Annotated in this window: 24 protein-coding genes, 2 pseudogenes and 1 riboswitch; of the genes and pseudogenes, 10 read left to right on the top strand and 16 right to left on the bottom strand. The window is 71.6% G+C overall.

The window, feature by feature from the left end:
* Positions 1 to 32 precede the first annotated feature (32 nt).
* Entirely contained in the window at positions 33 to 806 is a 774-nt protein-coding gene (locus KUM44_RS16605; RefSeq protein WP_217208659.1) for an IclR family transcriptional regulator, read from the bottom strand.
* A 132-nt stretch (positions 807 to 938) separates the two neighbouring features.
* Here KUM44_RS16605 and KUM44_RS16600 point away from each other — a divergent pair, with 132 nt between their 5' ends.
* The 5 genes from KUM44_RS16600 to KUM44_RS16580 all read left to right on the top strand — a co-directional run bounded on the left by KUM44_RS16600 (position 939) and on the right by KUM44_RS16580 (position 5,664).
* Positions 939 to 2,468 (top strand): aldehyde dehydrogenase (NADP(+)), encoded by a 1,530-nt coding sequence (locus KUM44_RS16600; RefSeq protein WP_217208658.1) that lies wholly within the window; start codon positions 939 to 941, stop codon positions 2,466 to 2,468.
* A gap of 47 nt (positions 2,469 to 2,515) precedes the next feature.
* Positions 2,516 to 3,124, top strand: coding sequence for a DUF1349 domain-containing protein (locus KUM44_RS16595; protein ID WP_048583637.1), 609 nt, complete (start codon positions 2,516 to 2,518; stop codon positions 3,122 to 3,124).
* Positions 3,125 to 3,210: 86 nt separating this feature from the next.
* Positions 3,211 to 3,714, top strand: coding sequence for a GNAT family N-acetyltransferase (locus tag KUM44_RS16590; protein WP_217208657.1), 504 nt, complete (start codon positions 3,211 to 3,213; stop codon positions 3,712 to 3,714).
* A 73-nt stretch (positions 3,715 to 3,787) separates the two neighbouring features.
* On the top strand, positions 3,788 to 4,504 hold the full coding sequence (locus KUM44_RS16585) for a DsbA family oxidoreductase (RefSeq protein ID WP_217208656.1): 717 nt from the start codon (positions 3,788 to 3,790) through the stop codon (positions 4,502 to 4,504).
* A 107-nt stretch (positions 4,505 to 4,611) separates the two neighbouring features.
* Positions 4,612 to 5,664 carry an aminotransferase class V-fold PLP-dependent enzyme gene (locus KUM44_RS16580; protein ID WP_217208655.1) on the top strand — a complete coding sequence of 351 codons (1,053 nt, stop codon included), beginning with the start codon at positions 4,612 to 4,614 and terminating at the stop codon, positions 5,662 to 5,664.
* A 292-nt stretch (positions 5,665 to 5,956) separates the two neighbouring features.
* Here the strand turns inward: KUM44_RS16580 and thpD are convergent, their stop codons facing one another.
* The 6 genes from thpD to KUM44_RS16550 form a co-directional block, all read right to left on the bottom strand.
* Positions 5,957 to 6,859: an ectoine hydroxylase gene (thpD, locus tag KUM44_RS16575; protein WP_217208654.1), complete on the bottom strand. Its 903-nt coding sequence runs from the start codon at positions 6,857 to 6,859 to the stop codon at positions 5,957 to 5,959.
* Between the two features lie 7 nt (positions 6,860 to 6,866).
* Positions 6,867 to 7,271, bottom strand: a complete 405-nt coding sequence (locus tag KUM44_RS16570) for an ectoine synthase (protein ID WP_217208653.1) — start codon at positions 7,269 to 7,271, stop codon at positions 6,867 to 6,869.
* 28 nt (positions 7,272 to 7,299) lie between these two features.
* Complete coding sequence (gene ectB / locus KUM44_RS16565) at positions 7,300 to 8,571, bottom strand: diaminobutyrate--2-oxoglutarate transaminase (protein WP_217208652.1); 1,272 nt, start codon at positions 8,569 to 8,571, stop codon at positions 7,300 to 7,302.
* A 43-nt stretch (positions 8,572 to 8,614) separates the two neighbouring features.
* Positions 8,615 to 9,121, bottom strand: coding sequence for a diaminobutyrate acetyltransferase (gene ectA / locus KUM44_RS16560; protein WP_217208651.1), 507 nt, complete (start codon positions 9,119 to 9,121; stop codon positions 8,615 to 8,617).
* A 306-nt stretch (positions 9,122 to 9,427) separates the two neighbouring features.
* Positions 9,428 to 9,970: a DinB family protein gene (locus KUM44_RS16555; protein WP_217208650.1), complete on the bottom strand. Its 543-nt coding sequence runs from the start codon at positions 9,968 to 9,970 to the stop codon at positions 9,428 to 9,430.
* 195 nt (positions 9,971 to 10,165) lie between these two features.
* On the bottom strand, positions 10,166 to 11,266 hold the full coding sequence (locus KUM44_RS16550) for an aminotransferase class V-fold PLP-dependent enzyme (RefSeq protein WP_217208649.1): 1,101 nt from the start codon (positions 11,264 to 11,266) through the stop codon (positions 10,166 to 10,168).
* A 183-nt stretch (positions 11,267 to 11,449) separates the two neighbouring features.
* Here KUM44_RS16550 and KUM44_RS16545 point away from each other — a divergent pair, with 183 nt between their 5' ends.
* The 5 genes from KUM44_RS16545 to KUM44_RS16525 all read left to right on the top strand — a co-directional run bounded on the left by KUM44_RS16545 (position 11,450) and on the right by KUM44_RS16525 (position 16,284).
* Entirely contained in the window at positions 11,450 to 12,301 is an 852-nt protein-coding gene (locus KUM44_RS16545) for a transporter substrate-binding domain-containing protein (RefSeq protein ID WP_217208648.1), read from the top strand.
* Positions 12,298 to 13,131, top strand: a complete 834-nt coding sequence (locus KUM44_RS16540; RefSeq protein WP_217208647.1) for an amino acid ABC transporter permease — start codon at positions 12,298 to 12,300, stop codon at positions 13,129 to 13,131. The genes KUM44_RS16545 and KUM44_RS16540 overlap by 4 nt, the downstream gene beginning before the upstream one ends.
* A complete protein-coding gene (locus tag KUM44_RS16535) occupies positions 13,128 to 13,943 on the top strand; it encodes an amino acid ABC transporter ATP-binding protein (RefSeq protein WP_308402629.1) in 816 nt (271 codons plus the stop codon). The genes KUM44_RS16540 and KUM44_RS16535 overlap by 4 nt, the downstream gene beginning before the upstream one ends.
* Positions 13,944 to 13,977: 34 nt before the next feature.
* On the top strand, positions 13,978 to 15,069 hold the full coding sequence (locus KUM44_RS16530) for an amidohydrolase family protein (RefSeq protein WP_217208646.1): 1,092 nt from the start codon (positions 13,978 to 13,980) through the stop codon (positions 15,067 to 15,069).
* A gap of 282 nt (positions 15,070 to 15,351) precedes the next feature.
* Positions 15,352 to 16,284 carry an SCO1860 family LAETG-anchored protein gene (locus KUM44_RS16525; protein WP_217208645.1) on the top strand — a complete coding sequence of 311 codons (933 nt, stop codon included), beginning with the start codon at positions 15,352 to 15,354 and terminating at the stop codon, positions 16,282 to 16,284.
* 72 nt (positions 16,285 to 16,356) lie between these two features.
* Here the strand turns inward: KUM44_RS16525 and cobC are convergent, their stop codons facing one another.
* The 9 genes and pseudogenes from cobC to KUM44_RS16480 all read right to left on the bottom strand — a co-directional run bounded on the left by cobC (position 16,357) and on the right by KUM44_RS16480 (position 25,899).
* Positions 16,357 to 17,418, bottom strand: coding sequence for an Rv2231c family pyridoxal phosphate-dependent protein CobC (gene cobC, locus KUM44_RS16520; protein WP_217208644.1), 1,062 nt, complete (start codon positions 17,416 to 17,418; stop codon positions 16,357 to 16,359).
* A 10-nt stretch (positions 17,419 to 17,428) separates the two neighbouring features.
* A pseudogene (locus KUM44_RS16515) lies at positions 17,429 to 18,187 on the bottom strand (sirohydrochlorin chelatase); the annotation flags it as partial.
* 83 nt (positions 18,188 to 18,270) lie between these two features.
* Positions 18,271 to 18,648: pseudogene (locus KUM44_RS16510) on the bottom strand (cobalamin biosynthesis protein); the annotation flags it as partial.
* A gap of 20 nt (positions 18,649 to 18,668) precedes the next feature.
* Positions 18,669 to 20,183 carry a cobyrinate a,c-diamide synthase gene (locus KUM44_RS16505; protein ID WP_217208641.1) on the bottom strand — a complete coding sequence of 505 codons (1,515 nt, stop codon included), beginning with the start codon at positions 20,181 to 20,183 and terminating at the stop codon, positions 18,669 to 18,671.
* Positions 20,183 to 20,791, bottom strand: a complete 609-nt coding sequence (cobO, locus tag KUM44_RS16500) for a cob(I)yrinic acid a,c-diamide adenosyltransferase (protein ID WP_217208640.1) — start codon at positions 20,789 to 20,791, stop codon at positions 20,183 to 20,185. The genes KUM44_RS16505 and cobO overlap by 1 nt, the downstream gene beginning before the upstream one ends.
* Positions 20,791 to 22,863, bottom strand: a complete 2,073-nt coding sequence (locus tag KUM44_RS16495; RefSeq protein WP_217208639.1) for a putative cobaltochelatase — start codon at positions 22,861 to 22,863, stop codon at positions 20,791 to 20,793. Before KUM44_RS16495 ends, cobO begins: the two co-directional genes overlap by 1 nt.
* Positions 22,860 to 24,371 carry a cobyric acid synthase gene (locus KUM44_RS16490; protein ID WP_217208638.1) on the bottom strand — a complete coding sequence of 504 codons (1,512 nt, stop codon included), beginning with the start codon at positions 24,369 to 24,371 and terminating at the stop codon, positions 22,860 to 22,862. The genes KUM44_RS16495 and KUM44_RS16490 overlap by 4 nt, the downstream gene beginning before the upstream one ends.
* On the bottom strand, positions 24,368 to 25,309 hold the full coding sequence (locus tag KUM44_RS16485; protein ID WP_217208637.1) for a cobalamin biosynthesis protein: 942 nt from the start codon (positions 25,307 to 25,309) through the stop codon (positions 24,368 to 24,370). The genes KUM44_RS16490 and KUM44_RS16485 overlap by 4 nt, the downstream gene beginning before the upstream one ends.
* 100 nt (positions 25,310 to 25,409) lie before the next feature.
* Positions 25,410 to 25,552: riboswitch (cobalamin riboswitch) on the bottom strand.
* A gap of 125 nt (positions 25,553 to 25,677) precedes the next feature.
* Positions 25,678 to 25,899, bottom strand: coding sequence for a hypothetical protein (locus tag KUM44_RS16480; RefSeq protein ID WP_030051597.1), 222 nt, complete (start codon positions 25,897 to 25,899; stop codon positions 25,678 to 25,680).
* Between the last annotated feature and the right edge of the window lie 27 nt (positions 25,900 to 25,926).

The following is a 25,926-nucleotide window of genomic DNA, read 5'->3' as shown; positions in this document are numbered from 1 at the left end:
AGCCGACGAGGGAGCCGGCGCCTCCGAGGGCGTCAGAGCCTGCGAGTGGCCAGCGTCAGTCGGTCCCGCGCGTCGAACAGCGCGTCCTTCACCATCTGCTCGTGGGCGGGGGTCAGCCGGGCCACCGGTACCGAGCAGCTGATCGCGTCGCGGGCCGGCGTGCGGTACGGAATCGCCACGCCGAAGCAGCGCAGCCCCAGTGTGTTCTCCTCGCGGTCCACGGCGAAGCCCTGCTCACGGACCTGGTGGAGCTCCTCTATGAGCTTCTCGCGGTCGGTGATCGTGTTCTCGGTCAGCGCGGGCAGCGTCTCCGGGAGCAGCTTGCGGACCTGTTCGTCCGAGTAGGTGCTCAGCAGCGCCTTGCCGAGGGAGGTGGAGTGCGCCGGGAGGCGGCGGCCGACCCGGGTGAAGGGGCGCAGATAGTGCTGGGACTGTCGGGTGGCCAGATAGACGACGTTCGTGCCGTCGAGACGGGCCAGGTGGATCGTCTCGGTCGTGTCGTCCGACAGGCGGTCGAGCGTGGGGCGGGCCGCCGCGACCACCTCGTCGCCGTCGATGTAGGAGGTGCCGACCAGCAGCGCCCGGACGCCGATGCCGTACCGCGTGCCCGTCGCGTCCGTCTCCACCCAGCCCAGCTCGACGAGCGTGCGCAGCAACATGTAGAGGCTGGACTTCGGGTATCCGACGGCCTCCTGGACCGAGGCGAGGGAGTGCATGCCGGGGCGCCCGGCGAAGTATTCCAGCAGTTCAACCGTCCGTACCGCGGACTTGACCTGCGCCCCGCCGCCCGTCTCGCCAGCCGACATCGCCCTTGACCCCTTCGTTCGACGGGAAATAGTCTCCACAACATATTCATCATCAGAGACAGCGTTCAGTATATCGAACGACCCTGGTGGATGACCCCGTACTGCGGCAATACATGTGTGGAGGGACCTGCGGTGGCAGCAGCACCAGTCTGGAGTGTCGACCCCCGAACCGGGAAGCAGCGTGAAGAGGTTGCGGTGGAGGCCACAGCCCAGGAGGTGGACGCCGCCGTCCGCGCCGCGCACGACGCGCGCGGCGCCCTCGCCGACCGCACGGTCCGCGCGGCCTTCCTGCGTACCGCGGCCGACCGGCTCCAGGGAGCCAAGGACCAGCTCGTCGAGGCGGCCGACGCCGAGACCGCGCTCGGCCCGGTCCGGCTCACCGGCGAACTCGCCCGCACCTGCTACCAGCTGCGGGCCTTCGCGGACATCGTCGACGAGGGCGCCTTCCTCGACGTCGTGATCAACCACCCCGACGACACCGCGACCCCGCCGATCCCGGACCTGCGCCGCTACAAGGTGCCCCTGGGCGTCGTCGCCGTCTACTCGGCGTCCAACTTCCCCTTCGCCTTCTCCGTCGCCGGCGGTGACACCGCGAGCGCGCTGGGCGCGGGCTGCCCGGTCGTCGTCAAGGCCCACCCCGACCACCCCGCGCTGTCGGAGCTGGTCGCCAGGGTCCTGCGTACGGCCGCCGCCGAGCACGGCATCCCCGAAGGTGTCATCGGTCTCGTGCACGGCTTCGAGGCCGGCATCGAGCTGATCAAGCACCCGCTGATCACCGCGGCCGGCTTCACCGGTTCGATCCGGGGCGGCCGCGCCCTCTTCGACGCGGCGGCCGCGCGGCCGGTCCCGATCCCCTTCCACGGCGAGCTGGGCTCCCTGAACCCCGTCGTGATCACCGAGGCCGCGGCCACCGAGCGTGCCGAGGCGATCGGGGCGGGCCTGGCCGGGTCCATGACGCTGGGCGTCGGACAGTTCTGTGTGAAGCCGGGCCTGGTGCTGGTGCCGTCCGGCGCCGCGGGCGACGGTCTGGTCAAGTCGCTCACGGACGCGGTCAGCGACACCGACGCCGGTGTCCTCCTCGACCACCGGATGCGGGACAACTTCATCGCCGGGGTCGCCGAGCGTGCCGAGCTCCCCGACGTGGAGACCCCGGTGACGCCGGGCGCCGGCGGCGAGCACACCGTCAGCGCCGGCTTCCTGACGGTGGCCGCCGAGAAGCTGACCAGCGAGGGCTCGTACGACCTCCTGCTGGAGGAGTGCTTCGGCCCGGTGACCGTCGTGGTCCGCTACGACGACGACGCGCAGGCCCAGGCCGTGCTGTCCCGGCTGCCCGGCAACCTCACGGCGACGGTTCACCTCTCCGCCGAGGAGGCGGCGGGCGAGGGCCGCGGAGCGGAGATCCTCGCGGAGCTGACGCCGCTGGCCGGGCGCGTGCTGGTGAACGGGTGGCCGACGGGCGTCGCCGTCGCGGCGGCCCAGCATCACGGCGGCCCCTACCCGGCGACGACCTCCACGTCGACGTCCGTCGGCGGTACGGCCATCGAGCGCTGGATGCGGCCGGTCGCGTACCAGGGTGCCCCTGAGGCGCTGCTGCCGCCGGAGCTGCGGGACGACAACCCGCTGGGGCTGCCGCGGCGGTTCAACGGTCAGCTCGAACGCTGAACGAATTAAGGGCCACATGGCGGAGGGGAAACTGAAAGACTCTGGGGATGGACGTGGAACTTCCTGAACTGCCCTTTCCCCTCCGCACCTACGGCCCCGACGGCCACTGGGCCTACGAGGACGGCATCCTCTCCGGATGGGCGGGCCCCCGCCAGGACCGCTTCGTGCCGCCCACCGGCGAGGGCCTCGACCCGGCCTCGGACGCGCCGCGTCTGCTCGGCGCGCCCGAGGGCGACTTCCAGCTGATCGCCCGCGTCACCGTCGGCTTCGCCGCCGCCTTCGACGCCGGGGTGCTCTACGTCCATGTCGGGGAGCGGGCCTGGGCCAAGCTCTGCCTGGAGTACTCCCCGGACGTGCCCACCGTCTGCACGGTGGTCACCCGGGGGCACTCCGACGACGCCAACTCCTTCACCGTGGAGGGGAGTTCGGTCTGGCTGCGGGTGAGCCGCACCGGCCGGGCCTTCGCCTTCCACGCCTCCCGCGACGGCGAGCGCTGGACCTTCGTCCGGCTCTTCACCCTGGGGGAGGAGAAGGAGACCGACGCCGCCCTGGTCGGCTTCATGACGCAGTCGCCGATGGGGGAGGGGTGTGTCGTGACGTACGACCACCTGGAGTTCAGGCCCGACTGGCCGAAGGACCTGAGAGACGGAAGCTGAGCTGCCCGGTCACGGCGAGCCGGGCCGCGCCGGCGGCGGTTCAGCCGGCTTGGAACCGGCGCTGCGGGAGGCACGTCCTCCGATGCATGATCAGTGACCGAATGACCGCAGGTCGTGTGATTCGCACCGTCGTGCCCGCCGAGGTCGAGGACGTCGTCGCGCTGCACGCCCGCGCCCGGGCGACGTACTACCCCGACGGGATTCCGCAGGACGGCACCGACTGGCTCGCCGCCTGGCGGAGCGCCATCGCGCGGCCGGAGGGGCATGTGCTGTGCGTCGTCGAGAAGGGACGGATCATCGGGCTGGCCTCCTTCCGTACTCCGGAGGGCGCCCCCGCCGACACGGTCAAGCTGTTCCAGTTCCATGTCGACCCCGACCACTGGCGCTCCGGCGTAGGCGCCGCCCTGCACGCGGCCTGCGTCGAGGAGTGGCGGGCCGACGGCAAGCGGACGTCCGTGCTGGACGTGCATGTCGGCAACCGGCGCGCCCAGGGCTTCTACGCCCGTCAGGGCTGGGTCCCGGACCCGGAGAACCCGCCCGCCGAGGGCGACCACCATCTCTTTCTGCGCTTCTCCGTCACCGGGGAATGAAGCCGGCTGATTGAAGGTTCACACACTTAGCGGAGGGAGTCTCCGAACCGTACGACTGGAGAGAGCCACAGACATGCGCGTCGAGATCTGGAGCGACATCGCCTGCCCTTGGTGCTACGTGGGCAAGGCCCGCTTCGAGAAGGCGCTCGACGCCTTCCCGCACCGCGACCAGGTCGAGGTGGTGCACCGCTCGTTCGAGCTGGACCCCGGGCGCGCCAAGGGCGACATCCAGCCCGTGATCACCATGCTCACCAGGAAGTACGGCATGAGCGAGGCCCAGGCGCAGGCCGGCGAGGAGAACCTCGGCGCGCAGGCCGCCGCGGAGGGACTCGACTACCGCACCGAGGGCCGCGACCACGGCAACACCTTCGACATGCACCGGCTGCTCCACCTCGCCAAGGAGCAGGGCAGGCAGGACGCACTGATCCAGGCCTTCTACCGGGCGAACTTCGCCGAGGAGCGGTCCGTCTTCGCCGAGGGCGACGAGCGGCTCGTGGAACTGGCCGTCGCCGCCGGGCTCGACGCCGACGACGTCCGAAACGTCCTCGCCGACCCGGACGCCTATGCCGACGACGTCCGCGCCGACGAGCGCGAGGCCGCCGAGCTCGGCGCGGGCGGTGTGCCGTTCTTCGTCCTGGACCGCAAGTTCGGAGTCTCCGGCGCCCAGCCCGCCGAGGTCTTCACACAGGCGCTGACGCAGGCGTGGGGCGACCGGTCGCCGCTTCAGCTCATCGACCAGGGTGACGCGGACGCCTGCGGCCCCGACGGGTGCGCGGTGCCGCAGCGCTGAGCCGCTGAGCGAACACGCAGGTCGAGGCGGATCTATAAGGGTTGCTTAGCGAAACCACGTAAAGAATCGCAATGGACCAAGAGGTGTTCAGGGCTCAGAGTGGAGCCATGGAGACCTTCGAGAGCCTGGTCCGTGCCGAGTTCGCCCCGAAGAACGTCTATCTCAACACCGCGAGCAACGCCCTGCTGCCGGCCCGCACCGTCACCGCCCTGGACCGGGCCGTGCGGATGCGGGCCGAGGGCACGCCGCTCGGTCCCCTGTACGAGGACGTGGAGGCCGTCCGCGCCTCCTTCGCCCGGCTGGCCGGAGTGCCCGTCGAGCGGGTCTCGACCGGGGCCTCGGTCGCCGAGTACGGCGGGCTGATCGCCGCCTCGCTGCCCGCCGGAGCCGAAGTCCTCACCGCGGAGGCCGACTTCGCCTCCCTCGTGAACCCCTTCCACATGCGCGGCGACCTCAAGGTCCGCGCCCTCCCGCTGGAGCGCCTCGCCGAGTCCGTCCGCCCGGACACCGCCCTCGTCGCGGTCAGCGCCGCCCAGTCCGCCGACGGCCGGATCGCCGACCTGCCCGCGGTGCGCGCGGCAGCCGAGGCGCACGGGGCACGCACCTACGTCGACGCCTCCCAGTCGGTGGGCTGGCTTCCGCTGGAGGCGGGCGAGCACGACTTCGTCGCCGCCGTCGGTTTCAAGTGGCTGCTGGGCCCGCACGGGGCCGCGTTCTGCGTCGTCCCCGAGGACTTCGGCGGGCTGACCCCGCTGCTCGCCGGCTGGGTCGCCGGGGAGCTCCCCTGGGACAGCTGCTACGGCCCCGTCCAGGACCTCGCCCACTCCGCCCGGCGCTTCGACATCAGCCCCAGCCTCTTCAGCCACGCCGGGCTGCGCACCTCGCTGGAGCTCATCGAGGAACTCGGCGTGTCCGCCATCCAGGCCCACGACCTCGACCTCGCCGACCGCTTCCGCGCGGGCCTCGCGACCCTCGGCCACGAACCGGTGCCCGCACCCGGCTCGGCGATCGTCTCCGTGCCCGGACTCGGCCACCGCCAGCCCGATCTGAGCGCGGCCGGCATCGAGGTCTCCAACCGCGCGGGCAACCTGCGCGCGGCCTTCCACCTCTACAACACGGCGGCCGACGTCGAACGCCTGTTGGACGTCCTGTCCTCCTGAGGAACCACCGGCGGGGCGCCCCTGGGGCGGCGGAGCCGCCTCAAGGGGCGCGGGGCTGTACCGATGTGCGGCTCCGCCGCGTGGGCGCGACCAGCCACAACACAGCGGCACTCGCCACACAACCCGCGCCCCCCGAGCTGTTGGGCGACCCAGGCGGCGCAGCCGCCCGAGGGGCGCGGGGCTGTATCGATTGCGGCTCCGCCGCGTGGGCGCGACCAGCCACAACGCAGCGGCACTCGCCACGCAACCAGCCCCCCGAGCCCTCAGGCGCACCGCCCAGCCCAGCGCAGCGTCACCTCACCGGCGTGAAGTCCCGCGCGCCGATGAATTCAGGCCGTCGTACCGGAGCCGCGAAAGGCTCCACGGCCGCGTTCTCGACGCTGTTGAACACGATGAACACGTTGCTGCGCGGGAACGGCGTGATGTTGTCGCCGGAGCCGTGCATGCAGTTGCAGTCGAACCAGGTCGCCGAACCGGCCTTGCCCGTGAAGAGCTTGATGCCGTACTCGGAGGCCATCTTGGTCAGCGCCTCGTCGGAGGGCGTGCCCGCGTCCTGCATCTGGAGGGACTTCTTGTAGTTGTCCTTCGGCGTGGCTCCCGCACACCCGAGGAAGGTCCGGTGCGAGCCGGGCATGATCATGAGCCCGCCGTTGGTGTCGTAGTTCTCGGTCAGCGCGATCGAGACGGACACCGTCCGCATGTTGGGCAGACCGTCCTCGGCGTGCCAGGTCTCGAAGTCCGAGTGCCAGTAGAAGCCGCTCGCCCCGAAGCCCGGCTTGACGTTGATCCGCGACTGGTGGACGTACACGTCCGAGCCGAGGATCTGCCGTGCCCGGCCGACGACCCGCTCGTCGCGCACCAGACGCGCGAACACCTCGCTGATCCGGTGCACTTCGAAGACGGACCGGATCTCCTTGGACTTCGGCTCGATGATCGAGCGCTCGTCCGCACGGATCCCCGGGTCGGTGACCAGCCGCTCCAGCTCCTGCGCGTAGACCGCGACCTCGTCCTCGGTGATGAGCTGGTCGATGGCGAGGAAGCCGTCGCGCTCGAAGGACTGGAGTTCGGTGGTCGCGATCGGGCCCGGCGTATCGGGGGAGCCCCACACGACGGGGTCCTGGCGCGGGGTCGACACCTCGGTGGCGCCGCGGCTGGGGTAGAGATCGGTGACGTTTGCGGTCATGGCGGTGGTCATGGGTTTCTCACACCTCCTCGGGCTCGGTGAGCAGCGGGTAGACGCCGTTCTCGTCGTGGTCCTCCCGGCCGGTCACGGGCGGGTTGAAGACGCAGATGCAGCGGAAGTCCTCCTTGATCCGCAGCGTGTGCCTCTCGTGGCCGTCCAGGAGGTACATGGTCCCGGGCGTGATCGCGTGCGTCCGCCCGGTCTCGTGGTCGGTCAGCTCGGCCTCGCCCTCGACGCAGACGACGGCCTCGATGTGGTTCGCGTACCACATCGACGTCTCCGTACCCGCGTACAGGATCGTCTCGTGGAGCGAGAAGCCGACCCGCTCCTTGGCGAGGACGATGCGTTTGCTCTCCCAGGTGCCCGACGCCGACTTCACATGGCGGTCGGTTCCTTCGATGTCCTTGAACGAACGGACGATCACGGTGCTGCGATGCCTCCTAGGTGGTGTTTCAGATGGTTTCCCGGACGGAGCGGGCGAGGACGCTGAGTCCCTCGTCCAGCTCTTCCGGGGTGATCGTGAGCGCCGGAAGCAGCTTCACGACCTCGCTCTCGGGGCCCGACGTCTCGATGAGCAGCCCGAGTTCGAAGGCTCGGTGCGCGACGCGTCCGGCGCGCTCCTTGTCGTGGAACTCCAGGCCCCACACGAGCCCGCGCCCGCGGTACTCCTTGACGTCGGCGAGGTTCTCCTCGGTGATGGAGATGAGCGCCTGCTCGATCTGCTCGCCGCGCCCCTGGGTCTGCTTCTCCATCGCGGACCCGTCCGCCCAGTACGCCTCCAGGGCGGCGGTGGCGGTGACGAAGGCGGGGTTGTTGCCGCGGAAGGTGCCGTTGTGCTCGCCCGGCTCCCAGATGTCCAGCTCGGGCTTGAACAGGCACAGGGACATGGGCAGTCCGTAGCCGCTGATCGACTTCGAGACGGTGACGATGTCGGGGGTGATGCCGGCCTCCTCGAACGAGAAGAAGGCACCGGTACGCCCGCACCCCATCTGGATGTCGTCGACGATGAGCAGCATGTCCTGCCGCTCGCACAGCTCGGCGAGCGCGCGCAGCCACTCCGGGCGGGCGACGTTGATGCCGCCCTCGCCCTGCACGGTCTCGACGATCACGGCGGCGGGCTTGTTCAGCCCGGACCCCTGGTCCTCGAGCAGCCGCTCGAACCACAGGAAGTCCTCGACCGTGCCGTCGAAGTAGTTGTCGAACGGCATGGGCGTGCCGTGCACGAGCGGGATCCCGGCGCCGGCCCGCTTGAAGGCGTTGCCGGTGACGGCGAGGGAGCCGAGCGACATCCCGTGGAAGGCGTTGGTGAACGAGACGATGGCCTCGCGCCCCTTCACCTTCCGGGCCAGTTTCAGCGCCGACTCGACGGCGTTCGTCCCGGTCGGTCCCGGGAACATGACCTTGTACGGCAGGTCACGCGGCCGCAGCACCAGGTCCTGGAAGGTTTGCAGGAAGGCCCGCTTGGCGCTCGTGGACATGTCGAGCCCGTGCGTGACGCCGTCCCGCTCCAGGTAGTCGATCAACGCCCGTTTCAGGACGGGGTTGTTGTGTCCGTAGTTCAGCGAACCGGCGCCGGCGAAGAAGTCCAGGTACTCGTGGCCGTCCTCGTCGTACATACGGCTGCCCCGAGCACGGTCGAAGACGGTGGGCCAGCCGCGGCAGTAGCTGCGCACCTCGGACTCCAGGGTCTCGAAGACGCTGAGGTCGGGCTGGGTGATGGTCACGACGAATCGCTCCTCGTTGCGTGGGGGGAGTGCGTGGTGGTCGTCAGAGGGAGAGGGGACCGATGCGGTACAGGACCTCGGGGTCGTGCGGCCCGTCGGGGAACAGGCTGGTGGAGAACAGCACCTCGCGCTCCAGAGCGGCACCGTGCCGCGCGGCGAAGGCGTCGAACAGGCGCTCGGAGGCGATGTTGCCGGGTGTGATGGTGGTCTCGACGCTCGTGACGCCGTGCTCGGCAACGACGCGTGCGACGAGCCCGTCGAGCAGTGCGCCGGCGATGCCGCGTCCGCGGTAGGCGTCGTCCACGGCCACCTGCCAGACGAGCAGGGTGCCCGGTCGCTCCGGCCGTACGTATCCGGTGACGAAGCCGACCGGCTCCCCGCGCTCGTCGCGGGCGACGGCCGACGTGCCGGCGAAGTCGCGGCACCACAGCAGATAGCTGTACGACGAGTTGAGGTCGAGGGCCTTGGAGTCTCTGGCAATCCGCCACAGCGCGGCCCCGTCGGCCACCGCCGGACGGTCGATTTGCAGGTCTGCTTGTGCGGCAGTCATGCGAATTGAATTTACCGAGGGAAAATTGAAATTGCATGGCCGTGCGGGGTTACGTATGGGCCGTGGGTGTGTTATCACGCGGGCGTGAGGGGTGGTGCCATGCTGGGGTGAAGTGCCCGATTTCACCCTCTAAATCCCACCCAAAACGGTCACGGTGTGGAACGCGTCACAGCCATGTAACTCTTACGAGATCTGCCCGAATTGGTACGGATGGCGTTCGCGAAATCTTTGCGTTTAGCTTTGGAGAAAGCGGGCAGAAGAGGATGGGAAGCTGCCCTGAAAAGAATTCCCGGAATTAAGTTGAATTTAGGCTCCGGTTACACCGTCGATACGTTCTCGCAGAATATCGGCGTGGCCGTTGTGCCGCGCGTACTCCTCGATCATGTGAATGAGCACCCACCGCAGACTGACCTCGACCCCTGCCATCGGCCCGTCCTCGATCCGCCCCACGCTGTCCAGAGCCCGCGCGCCACAGACTTCCCGCCCCCGCGCGATCTCCCGCCGCCACACATCCAGCGCCTCGCCGATCCCGCGCCCGGCGTCGAGGGCGTATCCGCTCCCGTTGCCCTCCCCGTACACCGGCGGCACGTCCACCCCGCCCGCCACCCGCTGGAACCAGTTCCGCTCACACTCCGCGAGGTGCTGCACCAGACCGAGCAGGGTCAGCCCCGAGGGCTCGGCGGAGGCCAGCCGTACCTGGGCGTCGCCCAGCCCCGCACACTTCAGCTCCAGCGTGGCGCGGTGGAAGTCCAGCCAGCTCTCCAGCATGGGGCGCTCGTCGCCGGTCGTGAGGGGGATGGGGCGACCGTCGGGGAGGTTCATGGGGGCGGGCGCGTCGGTGGTGGTCATACCGGGAGCGTTGCATGGCGGCCCGGACCCAGACCACCCGGCGCGCAGGCCAAGTCTTTCGCCAAACACCGGAGGGGCTGGGTATTTCAGCCCGTCCGGCGTTTGAGGACGAGGCCCGGAGGGCCGACAGCGGGGGTCTGGGGGCGCAGCCCCCAGGGACGGGACGGGTAGGGGCGGCGGGGGCGAGAAAGGCCCCTAGCGCCAGCCCGTGTCCACCGCCCGCAACGCACCCTCCACATCCACACCCAGCCCCTGCTCCGCCAGCGCGTCCCCCAGCGCCGCCACACACCCCCGCACCACGTCCGCCGTCGCATCGCCCCCGTAGTGATTGACCCGGATCATCTCCTTGGCCAACGCCCCACCCCCGGCGACCAGCGGCAACCCCGGATCGCTCGCCACGGCCCGAGCCACCACGTCCGACGCCACCACCCCCACCGGCACCCTCAACGTCGTAGCGACCGGAGCAGCCTCCCGGACGTCGTGCACATACGGCTCCAACCCCCCGCCAAGGGCCACCGCCCCGGCCCGAGTGGACAGCGCGGCGGCCTGATGCCGGCCCATCACCGCCTCCAGCCCGTCCCCCTCGATCCGCTCCACACACGCCTCCAGCGCCAGCATCTCCAACTGCGCGGGCGCATGCAGCAGCACCCTCCGCCCGCCGTCGACCCACCGCTCCTTCCAGTCCAGCAGCGACAGATACGACCGCCGCGGCGCCCGCGGATTCGCCGCCATCCGCGCCCACGCCCGCTCGCTCACCGACACCGCCGACACCCCGGCCGGCCCGCCCATCGCCTTCTGCGCCCCGATCACGCACAGGTCCACACCCCACGCGTCCGGGAGCACCGGCTCGGCCCCGATCGACGCCACCGCGTCCAGGTAGAACAGCGCCCCGTGCGCCCGCACGACCTCACCGATCTCCGCGACGGGGTTGGTGTTGCCGGTCGCCGCCTCCGCGTGCACCAGGGACACGAAGTCGATCTCCGGGTGCTCGGCGAAGGCCTCCCGGATCTGGTCCGCGGTGACCGCCGTGTGGAAGGGCACCGCCAGATCGATCACGGTCGCGCCGCAGTCACGCAGCCAGTCCCCGAAGGTCTGCCCGTAGGGGCCGGTGATGACGTTCAGCGCGACCGTGCCGGGCCCGGCCGTCCCCCGGATCGCCCCCTCCAGCGGCAGCAGCGCCTCCCCCTGCATGATCACGACGTCCTGCTCGGTACCGAGCAGCCGCGCCACCCGGTCCTCGATGGCGGCGAATCGGGCGGCGCTCAGCGGGGCCAGGTCCAGGAAGGGGTGGGTCACGGCGGTGCTCTCTTCGCTCTCTTCGCTCCGGGGGACGACGTGACGAGCGTAACCGCGAGCCCCAACGCCCCTTCCCGCACCCGACTTCTTAGGTCGAACGACCCCTTAGCCATCGGTTTGGTTTGGGGATCTCAAACCTCTCCTTATAATCGGAACTCATAGTTCCCTGACAGGAGGCCCCCCGTGAAGACGACCTTCGGGCGCCGGACCCGCATTCTGGCCGCCACCACCGCGACGGCCGGGCTGGTGCTCGTGGCCGGCTGCTCCTCCGACGGCAACGGCGGCAGCGGTACGAAGACGGCGGCCGGCGGTGTCGAAGTCGTCAAGGCGGGGCAGCTCACCACCTGCACCCATCTGCCCTACCCGCCCTTCCAGTCGGAGATCGACGGCAAGGTGCAGGGCTTCGACGTGTCGCTGATCGACCTGGTCGCGGACGACCTCGGCGTGCAGCAGGCGATCGTCGACCAGCCCTTCGAGAACTTCAAGACCGGTGGCTCCCTCAACGCCGGACAGTGCGACCTCGCCGCCGCCGGCATGACCATCACCGACGAGCGCAAGAAGAACGTCGACTTCTCGGACCCGTACTTCGAGGCCACCCAGGCCGTCCTGGTCGACAAGAAGAGCGGCATCTCGTCCTTCGCCGGCCTCAAGGGCAAGAAGGTCGGCGCCCAGGCGCAGACCACCGGCGAGGACTACGCCAAGAGCAAGGGCCTGGACCCGGTCTCCTTCGAGTCCTCCGACGCCGTGATCAACGGCCTGCGCACCGGCCAGGTCCAGGCGGTCGTCATCGACTACCCGGTCGTCCAGGGCTGGCTGAAGGACAAGGCCAACGCGGCCGCCTTCGAGGTCGCCGAGCAGATCAACACCGGTGAGCAGTACGGCTTCACGGTGAAGAAGGGCAACACCAAGCTCCGCCAGGCCATCAACAAGGCGATCGCGGACGCCAAGGCCGACGGCACGTACAAGAAGCTGTACGAGCAGTGGATCGGCCCGTACGACGAGTCCGCGGCATCCGCGTCTCCGTCCGCCTCATGACCGGCACGGACGTACGACTCCAGCCGAAGAAGAAGGGCCTGACCCGGCGCCAGAAGCGCAGCCTGTCGCGCGGCATCCAGTACGTCGTCTTCGTCGCGGCCGTGATCGCCTTCGCGGTCGCGGCCGACTGGGACCGGCTCGCGAACCAGTTCGCGCAGGGCGACATCGCCCGGCAGATGTTCCCGGACGTCATCACGCTGGCGCTGAAGAACACCGTGCTGTACACCGTGTCCGGCTTCGTCGTCGGACTCGTGCTCGGCATGGTGATCGCGCTGATGCGGCTGTCGTCCGTGGGTCCGTACCGCTGGCTGGCCGGCGTCTACATCGAGATCTTCCGCGGCCTGCCCGCCCTGCTGATCTTCATCTTCATCGGGGTCGCCGTACCGCTGGCCTTCCCGGGGACGGAGATCCCCGGCGGGACGTACGGCAAGGTGGCACTCGCGCTCGGCCTGGTGGCCGCCGCCTACATGGCGGAGACGATCCGCGCGGGCATCCAGGCGGTCCCCAAGGGACAGATGGAGGCGGCGCGTTCGCTCGGCTTCTCGCCCGCCCGGGCCATGATCTCGATCATCATCCCGCAGGCGTTCCGGATCATCCTCCCGCCGCTGACCAACGAACTCGTCCTGCTCTTCAAGGACTCCTCGCTGGTGCTGTTCCTCGGTGTCACGCTGGAGGAGCGCGAGCTGTCCAAGTTCGGCCGCGACCTGGCCAGCCAGACCGCCAACTCCACGCCGATCCTGGTCGCGGGCCTGTGCTATCTGCTGGTGACCATTCCGCTCGGCTTCGTCGTGCGCCGTATGGAGGCGAAGGCCCAGGAGGCCGTGAAGTGACAGAGAAGATCCAGACCCCGGGCTCCCGGCCGGAGATCGAAGTCCGCGGCCTGTACAAGTCCTTCGGCGCCAACGAGGTGCTGCGCGGCATCGACCTGGAGATCAAGCAGGGCGAGGTGGTCTGTGTGATCGGCCCGTCCGGCTCGGGCAAGTCGACGCTGCTGCGGTGCGTGAACCTGCTGGAGGAGCCCAGCAAGGGCCAGGTCTTCGTCGGCGGCGCCGAGCTCACCGACCCGGACGTCGACATCGACGCCGTACGCCGCGGCATCGGCATGGTCTTCCAGCAGTTCAACCTCTTCCCGCACCTCACGGTGACCGAGAACCTCACCCTGCCGCAGCGCCGGGTCCTGGGGCGGGACAAGGCCGCCGCCGCGAAGGTCGCCGCCGAGAACCTGGAGCGCGTCGGCCTGTCGGAGAAGGCGTCGGCGTACCCCGCCTCCCTCTCCGGCGGCCAGCAGCAGCGCGTCGCCATCGCCCGTGCGCTCGCCATGGGCCCCGCGGTGATGCTCTTCGACGAGCCGACGTCGGCGCTGGACCCCGAGCTGGTGGGGGACGTACTGGCGGTGATGCGCATGCTGGCGAACGAGGGCATGACCATGATGGTCGTCACCCACGAGATGACCTTCGCGCGCGAGGTCGCCGACCGGGTCGTCTTCATGGACGGCGGAGTGATCGTCGAGGACGGCACTCCCGACCAGGTCATCGGCAACCCCCAGCACGAACGCACCCGCCACTTCCTGTCCCGGCTCCTGGACCCGGCGATGGCCGAGGTGGAGGAGGAGACCTCCGGCCAGGTGGGCAAGGGCGACTAGCCGGTCATCGGGGCCCGGTCATTAGGGTGCACTCATGAGCGAACGCGCGGTGCTGCACGTGAAGGGCCGGGTCCTCGTCGGTCCGCAGGACGTCCGGGACGAGCTGTGGGTGGTCGACGGCCGGATCTCGTACGACCGTCCCGTGGGTGGCCGCGACGTCCGGACCGTCGAGGGCTGGGCCCTCCCCGGCCTGGTCGACGCGCACTGCCATGTCGGGCTCGGCCCGCACGGTCCCGTCGACGACGACGTGGCCGAGAAGCAGGCGCTGACCGACCGCGACGCCGGCACCCTGCTCATCCGCGACGCCGGCTCGCCCTCCGACACCCGCTGGGTCGACGACCGCGAGGACCTGCCGAAGATCATCAGGGCCGGCCGGCACATCGCCCGCACCCGCCGCTACATCCGCGGCTACGCCCACGAGATCGAACCGGAGGACCTCGTCGCCCATGTCGCCCAGGAGGCCCGCCGCGGCGACGGCTGGGTCAAGCTGGTCGGCGACTGGATCGACCGCGACCTCGGGGACCTCGCACCGACCTGGCCGCGGGACGCGGTCGAGGCGGGCATCGCCGAGGCCCACCGCCTGGGCGCCCGGGTCACCGCGCACTGCTTTGCCGAGAGTTCCCTGCGCGACCTCGTCGAGGCGGGCATCGACTGCATCGAGCACGCCACCGGGCTGACGGAGGACCTGATCCCCCTCTTCGTCGAGCGTGGCGTCGCCATCGTCCCCACCCTCGTGAACATCGCGACCTTCCCCAACCTGGCCGACGGCGGTGAGTCCAAGTACCCCCGCTGGTCCGCCCATATGCGCCGGCTCCACGAACGCCGCTACGACACCGTCCGCTCCGCCTACGACGCCGGCATCCCGGTCTTCGTCGGCACCGACGCGGGCGGCACCCTGCCGCACGGCCTGGTGGCCGCCGAGGTGGAGGAACTGGTCACCGCCGGCATCCCCGCGGTCGAGGCCCTCGCGGCGACGACCTGGTCGGCCCGGACCTGGCTAGGCCGCCCCGGCCTGGAGGAGGGCGCCGCGGCCGACCTCGTGGTGTACGAGTCCGACCCGCGGGCGGACGTACGGGTGCTGGCGGCGCCCCGGCGGGTGGTGCTGAACGGGCGGGTCGTCGGCTGACCTCGACGGGGCGACGGGGCGACGGGACGACGGGACGTTACGGATCGTGACGGAACCCCGCGGTGGCCGTCGTGCGCGCCGTCTCGCGCTCCGGGGCGTCAACCCGCATATTCGGAAAGACGCCGGTGCGACGGTGAAAGCATGGAACACCCGTGCCGCGCGATTCGAAAAAGTTCACGGAAACCCCACGGAGGAGTGAAGTCCGGGCGGATTGCTGACTGTTCACTCTCGGTACGCGATTCTTGCCGGGTCCCGAGCAAGTCTCCCCTGGGGGTCCCCACCTTGAACGGCAAGAACTTCCGCCTGCCCGCACGCCGTCTCGCCACCGTCGCGACGGCCACCGCCCTGGCCGCCGGTCCCGCGGCCCTGGGCACCGCGGGCACCGCGCACGCGACCGGTGACGAGGGTCGCGCGAGCGCCGTCGTGCTCCGTACCGGGCTCGACGTCTCCCTGCTCAACAAGACCGTGAACGTCCCGCTCGCGGTCTCCCTCAACGAAGTGCAGGCGCCGCAGAGCGCCGAGAAGGCCACGCTCACCGCCGAGTTGAACGGCGTCGACGGCGGCCGGCCCTTCAGTGTGCTGAACGCCGAGGTCGCCCAGTCGAAGGCCACGGTCGCGGACGGCAAGGCCGAGGGGTACACCCACCTCGCCCACGCCAAGGTCCACGTCCCCGGTCTGCCGTTGCTCTCCCTCATCGAGGTCGGCCAGGTCACCTCCAAGGCGACCTGCGAGGCAGGGAAGGCGCCGACGGCCACCTCCAACCTGCTCGGCGACGTCACCGTCCTGGGCAAGAAGGTCACCCTGACCGCCGGCGGCACCACGAACGTCAAGGTGCCCGGCGTGGGCGACGTGCGCCTCGACTACGCCAAGACGGAGGAGACCTCACGGACGGCCGCCGCCACCGCCCTCGAACTCAAGGTGTCCGTCAACCCGTTGAAGCTGAACGTGGCCGACGTCCAGGGCACCCTGACGCTGGCCGAGGCGACCTGTGAGAGCCCGGCCGAGCCCGCGCAGGAGGCCGACCCGAGCGCCGGTCCCAGCACCGACCCGGGAGCCGGTTCGGCCGGTGACGTGAAGCCCCAGGGCGAGTCCGGCGACGAGGGTCTCGCCGAGACCGGCGGCAACTCGATGACGCCGTACATCGCGGGCGGCGCGGTGGCCCTGCTCCTCGCGGGCGGGGGAGCGGTGGTCCTGGCGCGGCGCGGCAGGAGCTGACCTCGCGGGGGAGGCTCCAGAGGGCCCCTCGGTCAACAGCCCGGTCAACCGTGGAGCGCGTGCCGGCCGGGCTCAGCGACGCGCCAGAGCCATCGCCTGGTCCAGCGCCCGCAGGAGCCGGTTGACCGTCCCCCGGTCCCGCACCGCCAACCGCAGCCACTCCTCGCCCAGTCCGGGGAAGGTGTCCCCGCGCCGCACCGCGAACCCGAGGTCGCGCAGATGGTGCCGTACGCCGGCCGCCCTCGGCAGTCGTACGAGGACGAAGGGACCCTCCGCGGGCTGGACGACCCGGAGCCCGAGCGAGGCGAACTCGCCAAGGCCGGCGACGAGATGGGCCCGGTCGGCGGCGATGCGGTGGGCCGCGTGAGCCGCCTCCGCCAGGGCCTGCGGTGCCACGCAGGCCTCGGCGGCGGCGAGCGCGGGTGTGGAGACGGGCCACAGGGGCTGGGCGCGCTCCAGTTCGGCGATGGTCTCCGGCGCGGCGAGGACATAGCCGATCCGCAGCCCGGCCAGCCCCCACGTCTTGGTCAGGCTGCGCAGCACCACCAGACCCGGCACGTCCGTCCGCCCCGCCAACGCCTCCCGCTCACCCGGCACCGCGTCCATGAACGCCTCGTCCACGACCAACGTCCGTCCGGGACGGGCGAGTCCGGCGAGGGCGGCGGCGGGGTGCAGCACGGACGTCGGGTTGGTGGGATTGCCGATGACCACGAGGTCGGCGTCCTCGGGGACGGCCGCCGGGTCGAGGCGGAAGCCGTCCTCCTCCCGCAGCAGCACCCGGTCGACGCTGTGCCCCGCGTCCCGCAGCGCCGCCTCCGGCTCCGTGAACTGCGGGTGCACGACGACCGGCCGCAGCACCTTCAGCGCCCGCGCCAGCAGCACGAACGCCTCCGCCGCCCCCGCCGTCAACAGCACCCGCTCCGCCGGCAGCCCGTGCCGCGCCGCGACCGCCGCCCGCGCCGCCCGCCCGTCCGGGTAGGCCGCGAGCGAGCCCAGCGAGGCGGCGATCCGCTCCCGCAGCCATGCGGGCGGCGTGTCCGCGCGGACGTTCACGGCGAGGTCGACGAGTGCCGAACCGTCGTCACGGACCTCGGCGTCACCGTGATGCCGAAGATCGTGCGCTTCAGTGTGCATGGGAGAGTGCCGCCTCCTCGTACCGCTCCATCACCAGATCCAGCAGCTCCGGCACCGGACCGAGGACGTCCGCCGACCGCACCTCGATCTCCGGATGCGCCGCCGCCCACCCCTCGGCCCGATCGCGCACCCGGTCCGGCAGGACGCCCGGGAACAGGAAGTACGGCAGCACGACGATCCGCCGCGCGCCCAGCTTCACGCACCGGTCGAGACCGCTCGGCACATCAGGCGCCGCCAGCGACCCGAACGCCGTCTCCACGCCCGCGAAACCGCGCCCCTCCCACAACAGCCGCGCCGCCCTGTGCACCTCGGCGTTGGTTTCCGGGTCGGTCGAGCCCCGCCCGACCAGCAGCACGGTCACCTCGGCCCGGTCCCCCGGCGTGCGCCCCGCGGAGCCGAGCGCGTCGTCCAGCCGCCGCTCCAGTACGGACAGCAGCGCGGGATGCGGGCCCAGCGGGCGGCCGCAGGTGTACGAGATCCCGGGGTGCCGCTCCTTCTCGTGAGCCAGCGCGGCCGGGATGTCACCCTTGGCGTGCCCGGCGGGCACCAGCATCAGCGGCACGGCGGCGAACCGCCGTACACCCCGCTCGACCAGCTCCGCGACGGCCTCGCCCAGCGGCGGCGAGGAGAGCGCGAGGAAGCCGCCCGAGACGGGCAGCTCGGGGTGGCGGCGCCCCAACTCCCGTACGACGTCACGGAACGCCTCGGCCCCGGCCTCGTCCCGGGTGCCCTGACCGGCGATGAGCAGGGCGGGCGGCTCAGTGGTCACGACGACTCCTCGGAGGGCGGAACGGGGTGGTGCGGCAGGACGTCGCCTGCGGCGGCGCGGTCATCATGTCGGCCGTCCGGCCCGGGACGCCGTACGACGGCACAGGTCGCCCTCGCCGGCCGTCCGTCGGCGCGCTCCGACTTCCGCTTCGGTACGAGGAGTTCCCCGCCGCGCGCGAGGGCGGCCGCCTCGGCGACCGAGCGGGTGCCGGTCGCGGCGAGGGACGCGTCGGAGGGGTGGGGGACGTCGACGGCGGCCAGCGCGTCGGCGGAGTAGGTGACGAGGGGGACGCCGAGGAGCGCGGCGGCCCGGACGATGCCGGGTTCGCCGGCCTTGGCTTCGACCGTGGCGAGCTCGGTGAGGGACGCGGGGGAGAGGCCCCGGTCGCCGAGGGCGCCCTCGATCAGGGCGAGGATCTCGCCGACGGGGACGCCCTTCGAGGCGCCGACACCCACCACGAGCTCCCCGACCGTGTCCGTTCTCACCGGGCGACCCCGTCCGCGGTACGGCACCTCGCCACGAACCGCCGGGCGACACCGGGCTCGGCCGCCCAGTGCGTGTGCAGATAGCTGGCGTGCACCCCGCGCCGCACGAACCCCTCGACCCGCTTCTGCGGCAGCCGCATCCCCCAGGCGGGCAGCTCCCCCGCCCCGGGCTCCACGACCGTCCGATGAAACTCGTGCCCCCGCATCCGCGTCCCGGCCACCGCGAGCACACTGTCACTCACGGCCACCGCGTCCCGGTAGCCGAGCGTCAGCCGCTCCGACATCCGAGCCCCGGCGTCGAGCACCCCGCACATCGGCCGCCCGTCCAGCTCCCGGCACAGATACAGCAACCCCGCACACTCGGCCGCGACCGGAGCCCCGCTCAGCGCGAACTCCCCGATGGCCTTGCGCAGCGGCTCATTGGCCGACAGCTCGGCCGCATACACCTCCGGAAACCCGCCCCCGATCACCAACCCCCGCGTCCCGTCCGGCAGTTGCTCGTCCCGCAACGGATCGAAGGGAACGACGACGGCCCCGGCCGCGGCGAGCAGCTCGGTGTGCTCGGCGTAGGAAAAGGTGAAGGCGGGCCCACCGGCGACGGCGACAACTTGCTTCAGCCCGTCTGTTTCTTCCAGCCCGGCCGGTTCTTCCAGCCCGTCCGGCGTTTGAGGACGAGGCCCGAAGGGCCGATGCGGGGGTCTGGGGGCGGCAGCCCCCAGGGATGGGACGGGTAGGGGCGGCGGGGGCGAGGAAGCCAGGACCTCAGCCGCATCCCACCCAGCACACGCCAACGCCCCCGCACTCCGCGCCAGCGAGACCAACGCCTCCAGATCACACCCGTCCCGCACCTGCGCGGCCATCGCCCCCACCGCATCCACCGCAGCGGCCCGCCGCTCGGCGACCGGCACCAACCCCAGATGCCGCGACGGCGTATCCACCTGAGCCGTCCGCCGCAACACCCCCAGCACCGGCACCCCGGCAGACTCCAACCCCTCCCGCAACAACTCCTCGTGCCGATCGGAGGCGACCTTGTTCAGGATCACACCCCCGACCCGCACCTCCGGATCCCAGGACACGAACCCGTGCACCAGCGCCGCCACCGACCGCGACTGCGACGACGCGTCGACCACCAGCACCACCGGCGCCCGCAGCAGCTTCGCCACATGCGCGGTGGACGCCAGCTCCCCCTGCCCCGCGGCCCCGTCGAACATCCCCATGACCCCCTCGACGACCGCGATGTCGCAGCCCCGCGCCCCGTGCAGGAACAACGGCCCCACCAGCTCGGGCCCGCACAGATACGCGTCGAGGTTCCGCCCCACCCGCCCGGTGGCGAGCGCGTGGTACCCGGGGTCGATGTAGTCCGGCCCCACCTTGTGCGGGGACACGGCGAGCCCCCGCGCGGCGAGCGCGGCCATCAACCCCGTGGCGACGGTGGTCTTGCCGCTGCCGGACGACGGCGCGGCGATGACCAACCGGGGCACGGAAGCGGGCGAGGACGAGGACGAGGGCATCACCACTCGATACCTCGCTGCCCCTTCTGCCCGGCGTCCATGGGGTGCTTGACCTTGGACATGTCGGTCACGAGGTCGGCGAAGTCGAGGAGCTTGTCGGGAGCGTTGCGCCCGGTGATGACGACATGCTGGGTCCCGGGCCGGTCGCGCAGCACGTCGATCACCTCGTCGAGGTCGACCCAGCCCCAGTGCAGCGGATAGGCGAACTCGTCGAGGACGTAGAGCTTGTACGACTCGGCGGCCAGGTCCCGCTTGACCTGCTCCCAGCCCTCCCGCGCCTTCTCCTCGTTGCTGAGGTTGTCGCCCTGGAGCTCACGCTGCACCCATGACCAGCCCTCGCCCATCTTGTGCCAGTCGACGGTGCCGCCCTCGCCGCTGGCGCCCAGCACCCGCAGCGCGTTCTCCTCGCCGACCTTCCACTTCGCCGACTTGACGAACTGGAACACCCCGATCGGCCACCCCTGGTTCCAGGCGCGCAGCGCCATCCCGAAGGCCGCGGTGGACTTTCCCTTGCCCACCCCGGTGTGCACCATCACCAGCGGCCGATTACGACGCTGACGAGTCGTCAGTCCATCGTCCGGCACCACACTCGGCTGTCCCTGCGGCATTACGCGGCCCTCCTGTTCGATCCACCCTGCGATCCACCCTGAACATCCCTGACGAGGCCGGCGATCGAGTCCGCCCGCAACTCGTCCAGCGTCACCGCCGTACCACCCAGCTCACCCGCGAGCTGCCCGGCGAGCCCCAGCCGCACGTAGCCGGCCTCGCAGTCGACGACCACGGACGCGATCCCCTCGGCGGCGAACAGCCGCGCGGCCCGCCCGGCGAGGGCGACCGGTTCCGTCCCGCCGGTGGCCCGCCCGTCGGTCACCACCACGACCAGGGCCCGGCGCGCCGGATCCCGCAGCCGCTCCACCCGCAGCACCTCGTGTGCCTTGAGCAGCCCGGCCGCGAGCGGGGTACGCCCCCCGGTCGGCAGCGACTCCAGCCGGGCCGCCGCCGCGTCCACCGACGAGGTCGGCGGCAGTGCCACGTCCGCGCTCGTCCCCCGGAACGTCACCAGCCCCACCTTGTCCCGCCGCTGGTAGGCATCCAGCAGCAGCGACAGCACCGCACCCTTCACGGCGCTCATCCGCTGCCGCGCCGCCATCGACCCCGAGGCGTCGACGACGAACAGCACGAGGTTCCCCTCGCGCCCTTCCCGGGTCGCCTGCCGCAGATCGTCGCGCCGTACGACCAGTCCCGGTCCCGACCGCCCCCGCGTCCGCTGATGCGGGGCGGCCGCGTGCACGGTGGCGGCCAGGTGCAGCTTGGTCAGCGCCCCTCGGGGCCGTCGCGCCCCGGTCGTCCGTCCGTGCTCGGTCCGCGCCCGCGAACGCCGCCCCGCCGCACCCTCGCCGAGACCGGGCACGCTGAGCGCCTTGGTCCGGAAGGGCTCCGAGGCCCGCACCGGTTGCTGCTCCCCGGCACCGGGAGCCTGCGGCTGCCCGCCCTCCCCGGCCTCGGGAGGCGCGCCCGCGTCACCGCTCTGCGGCCCCTGCGGCCCCTGCGGCCCCTGCGGCCCGTCCGGCCCCTCCGGCCCGGAAGGCGGCTGCCCGCCGCCCCCGCCGGGCCCGTCCGGATCGGGATCCTCGTCGTTCTCGTTGTCCGCGTCGTTCTGGCTCTCGTCGCCGGCGAACTCCTCCAGCGTCTCGTCGAGCTTGTCCTCGTCGAGTCCCGGAGCGTCGAAGGGATTACGCCGCCTGCGGTGCGGCAGCGCGAGCAGCGCCGCCTGCCGGACGTCCTCGGCGAGCACATCGGTCCGCCCGGCCCACGCGGCCAGCGCGGTCGCCGTACGCGCCATCACGATGTCGGCCCGCATCCCGTCCACCTCGAACGCGGCACAGGTCGCCGCGATCTGCCGCAGCGCCCCGTCACCGAGCCGCACCGACGGCAGCAACTCCCGTGCCGCAGCGATACGTTGACGTACCTCGGCCTCGTCGTCCGCCCAGCGCGCGGCGAAACCGGCCGGGTCGTCGTCGTAGGCGAGACGCCGCCGCACGACCTCCACCCGCTGGTCGGGCTCCCGCGAGGCGGCGACCTCGACGGTCAGCCCGAACCGGTCGAGCAACTGCGGCCGCAGCTCGCCCTCTTCGGGGTTCATGGTGCCGACGAGGAGGAACTTCGAGGCGTGCCGTACGGAGACGCCCTCCCGCTCGACGTACGACGCGCCCATCGCGGCCGCGTCGAGGAGCAGGTCGACCAGGTGGTCGTGGAGGAGGTTGACCTCGTCGACGTACAGGATTCCGCGGTGCGCGTCGGCGAGCAGGCCGGGCTCGAAGGCCTTCACGCCCTCCGCCAGCGCCCGCTCGATGTCCAACGCGCCCACCAGCCGGTCCTCGGAGGCGCCGACGGGCAGCTCGACCATGCGGGCAGGCCGATCGACCCCCGCTCCCGGCTCGTGCGGTCCGTCCGGGCACCCGGGGTCCGGCCGCGCGGGGTCGCACGAGAAACGGCACCCGGGGACGACGGGGACCTCCGGCATCAGCGCCGAAAGCGCCCGTACGGCCGTGGACTTGGCGGTGCCCTTCTCGCCGCGCACCAGCACGCCGCCGACCGCCGGTGACACGGCGTTCAGCAGCAGCGCCAGCCGCAGGTCGTCCTGGCCGACCACGGCTGTGAAGGGGAAGGGTGTGCTCATGCGGGCGCTCCCGGTGGAATGAAGGGCAGTCCTTGCGGCGCGCCCGACTCGATGAGCCGCCAGAGCGCGTCCGTGTCCGCGTGCTGTTCGATCAGGTCGCCGAGCCGGTCGAGCTGCTCCTCGCGCAGCGCGGCGAACGACGTGTCGGGGGCCGGCACGAAGCGTCGGCCCGCGGCGGCCGCCACCTCCCGCAGAAAGGCCCGCCGGAATCCGTCCGACTCCAGCGAGCCGTGCCAGTGCGTTCCCCAGGTCTGACCGACCCGGCAGCCGTCGAGGAAGGATTCCCCGCCTACGACATCGGCGACCCCGTGATGGATCTCGTACCCCTCGACCCGTTCCCCGAGGGCCTCGCCGACGGGCCGGGTGAGGGTCTTCTCGCGGGCGAACCGCACCCGCACGGGAAGGACTCCGAGCCCCTCGACATGCCCTTGCCGGCTCTCGACCTCGTCCTCGATGTGCTCGCCGAGCACCTGGAAGCCGCCGCAGATGCCGAGGATCGGCCGCCCCTCGGCGGCCCGGCGCACCAGGGCCTGCGCGAGCCCCCGCTCGCGCAGCCACTCCAGCGCGCGCACGGTTCCCCGGGTGCCGGGGAGCACCACCAGATCCGCGTCGGCCAGTTCCTCCGGCCGGTCCACGAACCGGACGACGACACCCGGCTCGGCGGCGAGGGCGTCGACGTCGGTGAAGTTGGACATCAGCGGGACGGCACAGACGGCGACCCGCAGCACGTCCTCGCCGACGGGGGAGGAGACCTGGGACTCCCGCACCGCTCCCCGCAGCGAGACCCGCAACCCGTCCTCCTCGTCGATGCCGAGCCCGTGCCGGAAGGGCAGGACGCCGTAGGTATGCCGGCCGGTGAGGCCGTGGAGCATGTCGAGCCCGGGTTCGAGCAGCGAGACGTCGCCCCGGAACTTGTTGACGAGGAACCCGGCGATCAGCTCCTGGTCCTCGGGGGAGAGAAGCGCCACGGTTCCGAAGAAGGAGGCGAAGACGCCCCCGCGGTCGATGTCGCCCACGACCAGCACGGGCAGCCGCGCGCTGCGGGCGATGCCCATGTTGACGATGTCGGTCCGCCGCAGATTGATCTCGGCCGGAGACCCGGCCCCCTCACAGATCACCGCGTCATACGTGGCCCGCAGTTCGGCGAGACAGTCGAGCACGGTCCCGAGCAGCGCCTGCTGCCGCCCGCCGTGATACCCGCGCGCGCTCAGTTCACCCACCGGCTTGCCCAGCAGCACGACCTGACTGCTCCGCTCGCCACCGGGCTTGAGCAGCACCGGGTTCATCAGCGCGGTCGGCTCCACCCGGCACGCCTGCGCCTGCATGGCCTGCGCCCGCCCGATCTCGGCGCCCTCGCGCGTCACGAACGAGTTGAGGGACATGTTCTGCGCCTTGAACGGCGCGACCTTGACCCCCTGCCGCACCAGCCACCGGCAGATTCCCGCCGTGACGACGCTCTTGCCGGCGTCCGAGGTGGTGCCGGCGACGAGAAGCCCCCCGCCTGTCATGACGTACGTCCCTTCGCGATACGGCGGGCGGCGGCACAGACGCCGAGCGCCAGCCAGCCGACGCGCTGCGACAGCCGTACGGCCCGCTCGATGTCCTGGACGGTGACGGCGCGCCCCGCCCCGTTGAGCACCGGCCGGTGCTCGACCCGTCCGCCGTACGACAGCGTCCCGCCGAGGCGCACCCCGAGCGCACCCGCGAACGAGGCCTCGACGGGCCCGGCGTTGGGGCTCGGGTGCCGGCCGGCGTCGGCGCGCCAGGCCCCTACGGCCCCACGGGTGTCACCTCCGGCGACGGCGGCGAGTACGGCGGTCAGCCGGGCCCCCGGCCAGCCCGCCACGTCGTCGAGCCGGGCCGAAGCCCAGCCGTAGCGGCGGTACTTGGGCGACTTGTGCCCCACCATGGCGTCGAGCGTGTTCACGGCCCGGAACCCGAGCAGCCCCGGAACTCCGCCGACGGCCCCCCACACCAGGGCTCCCACCACCGCGTCGGAGGTGTTCTCGGCGACGGACTCCACGACCGCCCGCGCGATCCCGTCCGCGTCCAGCGTCTGCGGATCCCGCCCGCACAGATGCGGCAGCCGCGCCCGCGCGCCCTCGACGTCCCCGGCCTCCAGGGCGCGCCCGATCGTGCGGGCCTCCCGGGCCAGCGAAGTCCCGCCGACCACCGCCCAGGTGGCGGCGGCGGTCAGCGCGACGGAGGCGGCAGGGGACGTACGGACGACACGGGCGGCGACGGCGCCCAGCGCCACGGCGGCACCGGCGCACACGGCGGTGTGCACCGCACCCCGTGCGCGGTCGTCGCGCCACAACACTCTTTCCACGGCGCCGGCGGCACGTCCGAACGCGGCGACCGGATGCCCCCGGCGAGGGTCGCCGAGCAGCAGGTCACCGAGAAGTCCGGCGGCGGCGCCGTACGCGAAGACGCGATCGGCTCGCATCGGGGTCAGCCGACCGTGGGGTCAGACGAGGGTCTGATACTGCGTGTCGATCGGCAGGCGAGCATCGCGTTCTGTCCTCACTCAGGGTGTCCACGCCCTGGTTCGACGAGACCGGCGGTGAGAGTTCCTGGCTCCCGGGGCTTTCTACCCCGGTGACAGTGGCGGGACCGCGCCGGATTCACACCGGCTTCCTCTCCTGCCGCCGTAGCTGGCCCCGGAAGTCCACCATGGGGTTGGAAGGGCCGTCAACTTGCCGTTGACCTGCGGCGGGAGAGTGTGCGAAGGCCCACACAGACGTGAGGTGCGGAACGGTGATCCGTCCCGCACCTCGGGTGTCTCAGGTGCCGTGCGCGCCGTACGCCGGGCCGTCAGGCCACGATCAGATAGATGCCGTATCCCACGGCCGCCGCACACGCCGCGAAACAGGCGTACGCACCCGTGACCGCGAGTGCGGCCGAGTCGCCCTGGGCCACGGCCCGTTCGCGGCGGGACAGGCCCGAGATGCCGAGGGTGAACAGGCCCACGAGGGCCACGGTGACCACGAGGCTGACGCCGAAGACGGAGCCGAGAGCCGCCCAGTCGATCTTCATGCTTCTTCTTCCTTGAGTACCGGGAGG

It is taken from the genome of Streptomyces sp. AC550_RSS872 (assembly GCF_019049285.1).
Classification (GTDB): domain Bacteria; phylum Actinomycetota; class Actinomycetes; order Streptomycetales; family Streptomycetaceae; genus Streptomyces.
Note: the sequence above shows the minus strand (reverse complement) of the source record. Positions and strands in the feature narration are given on the sequence as shown.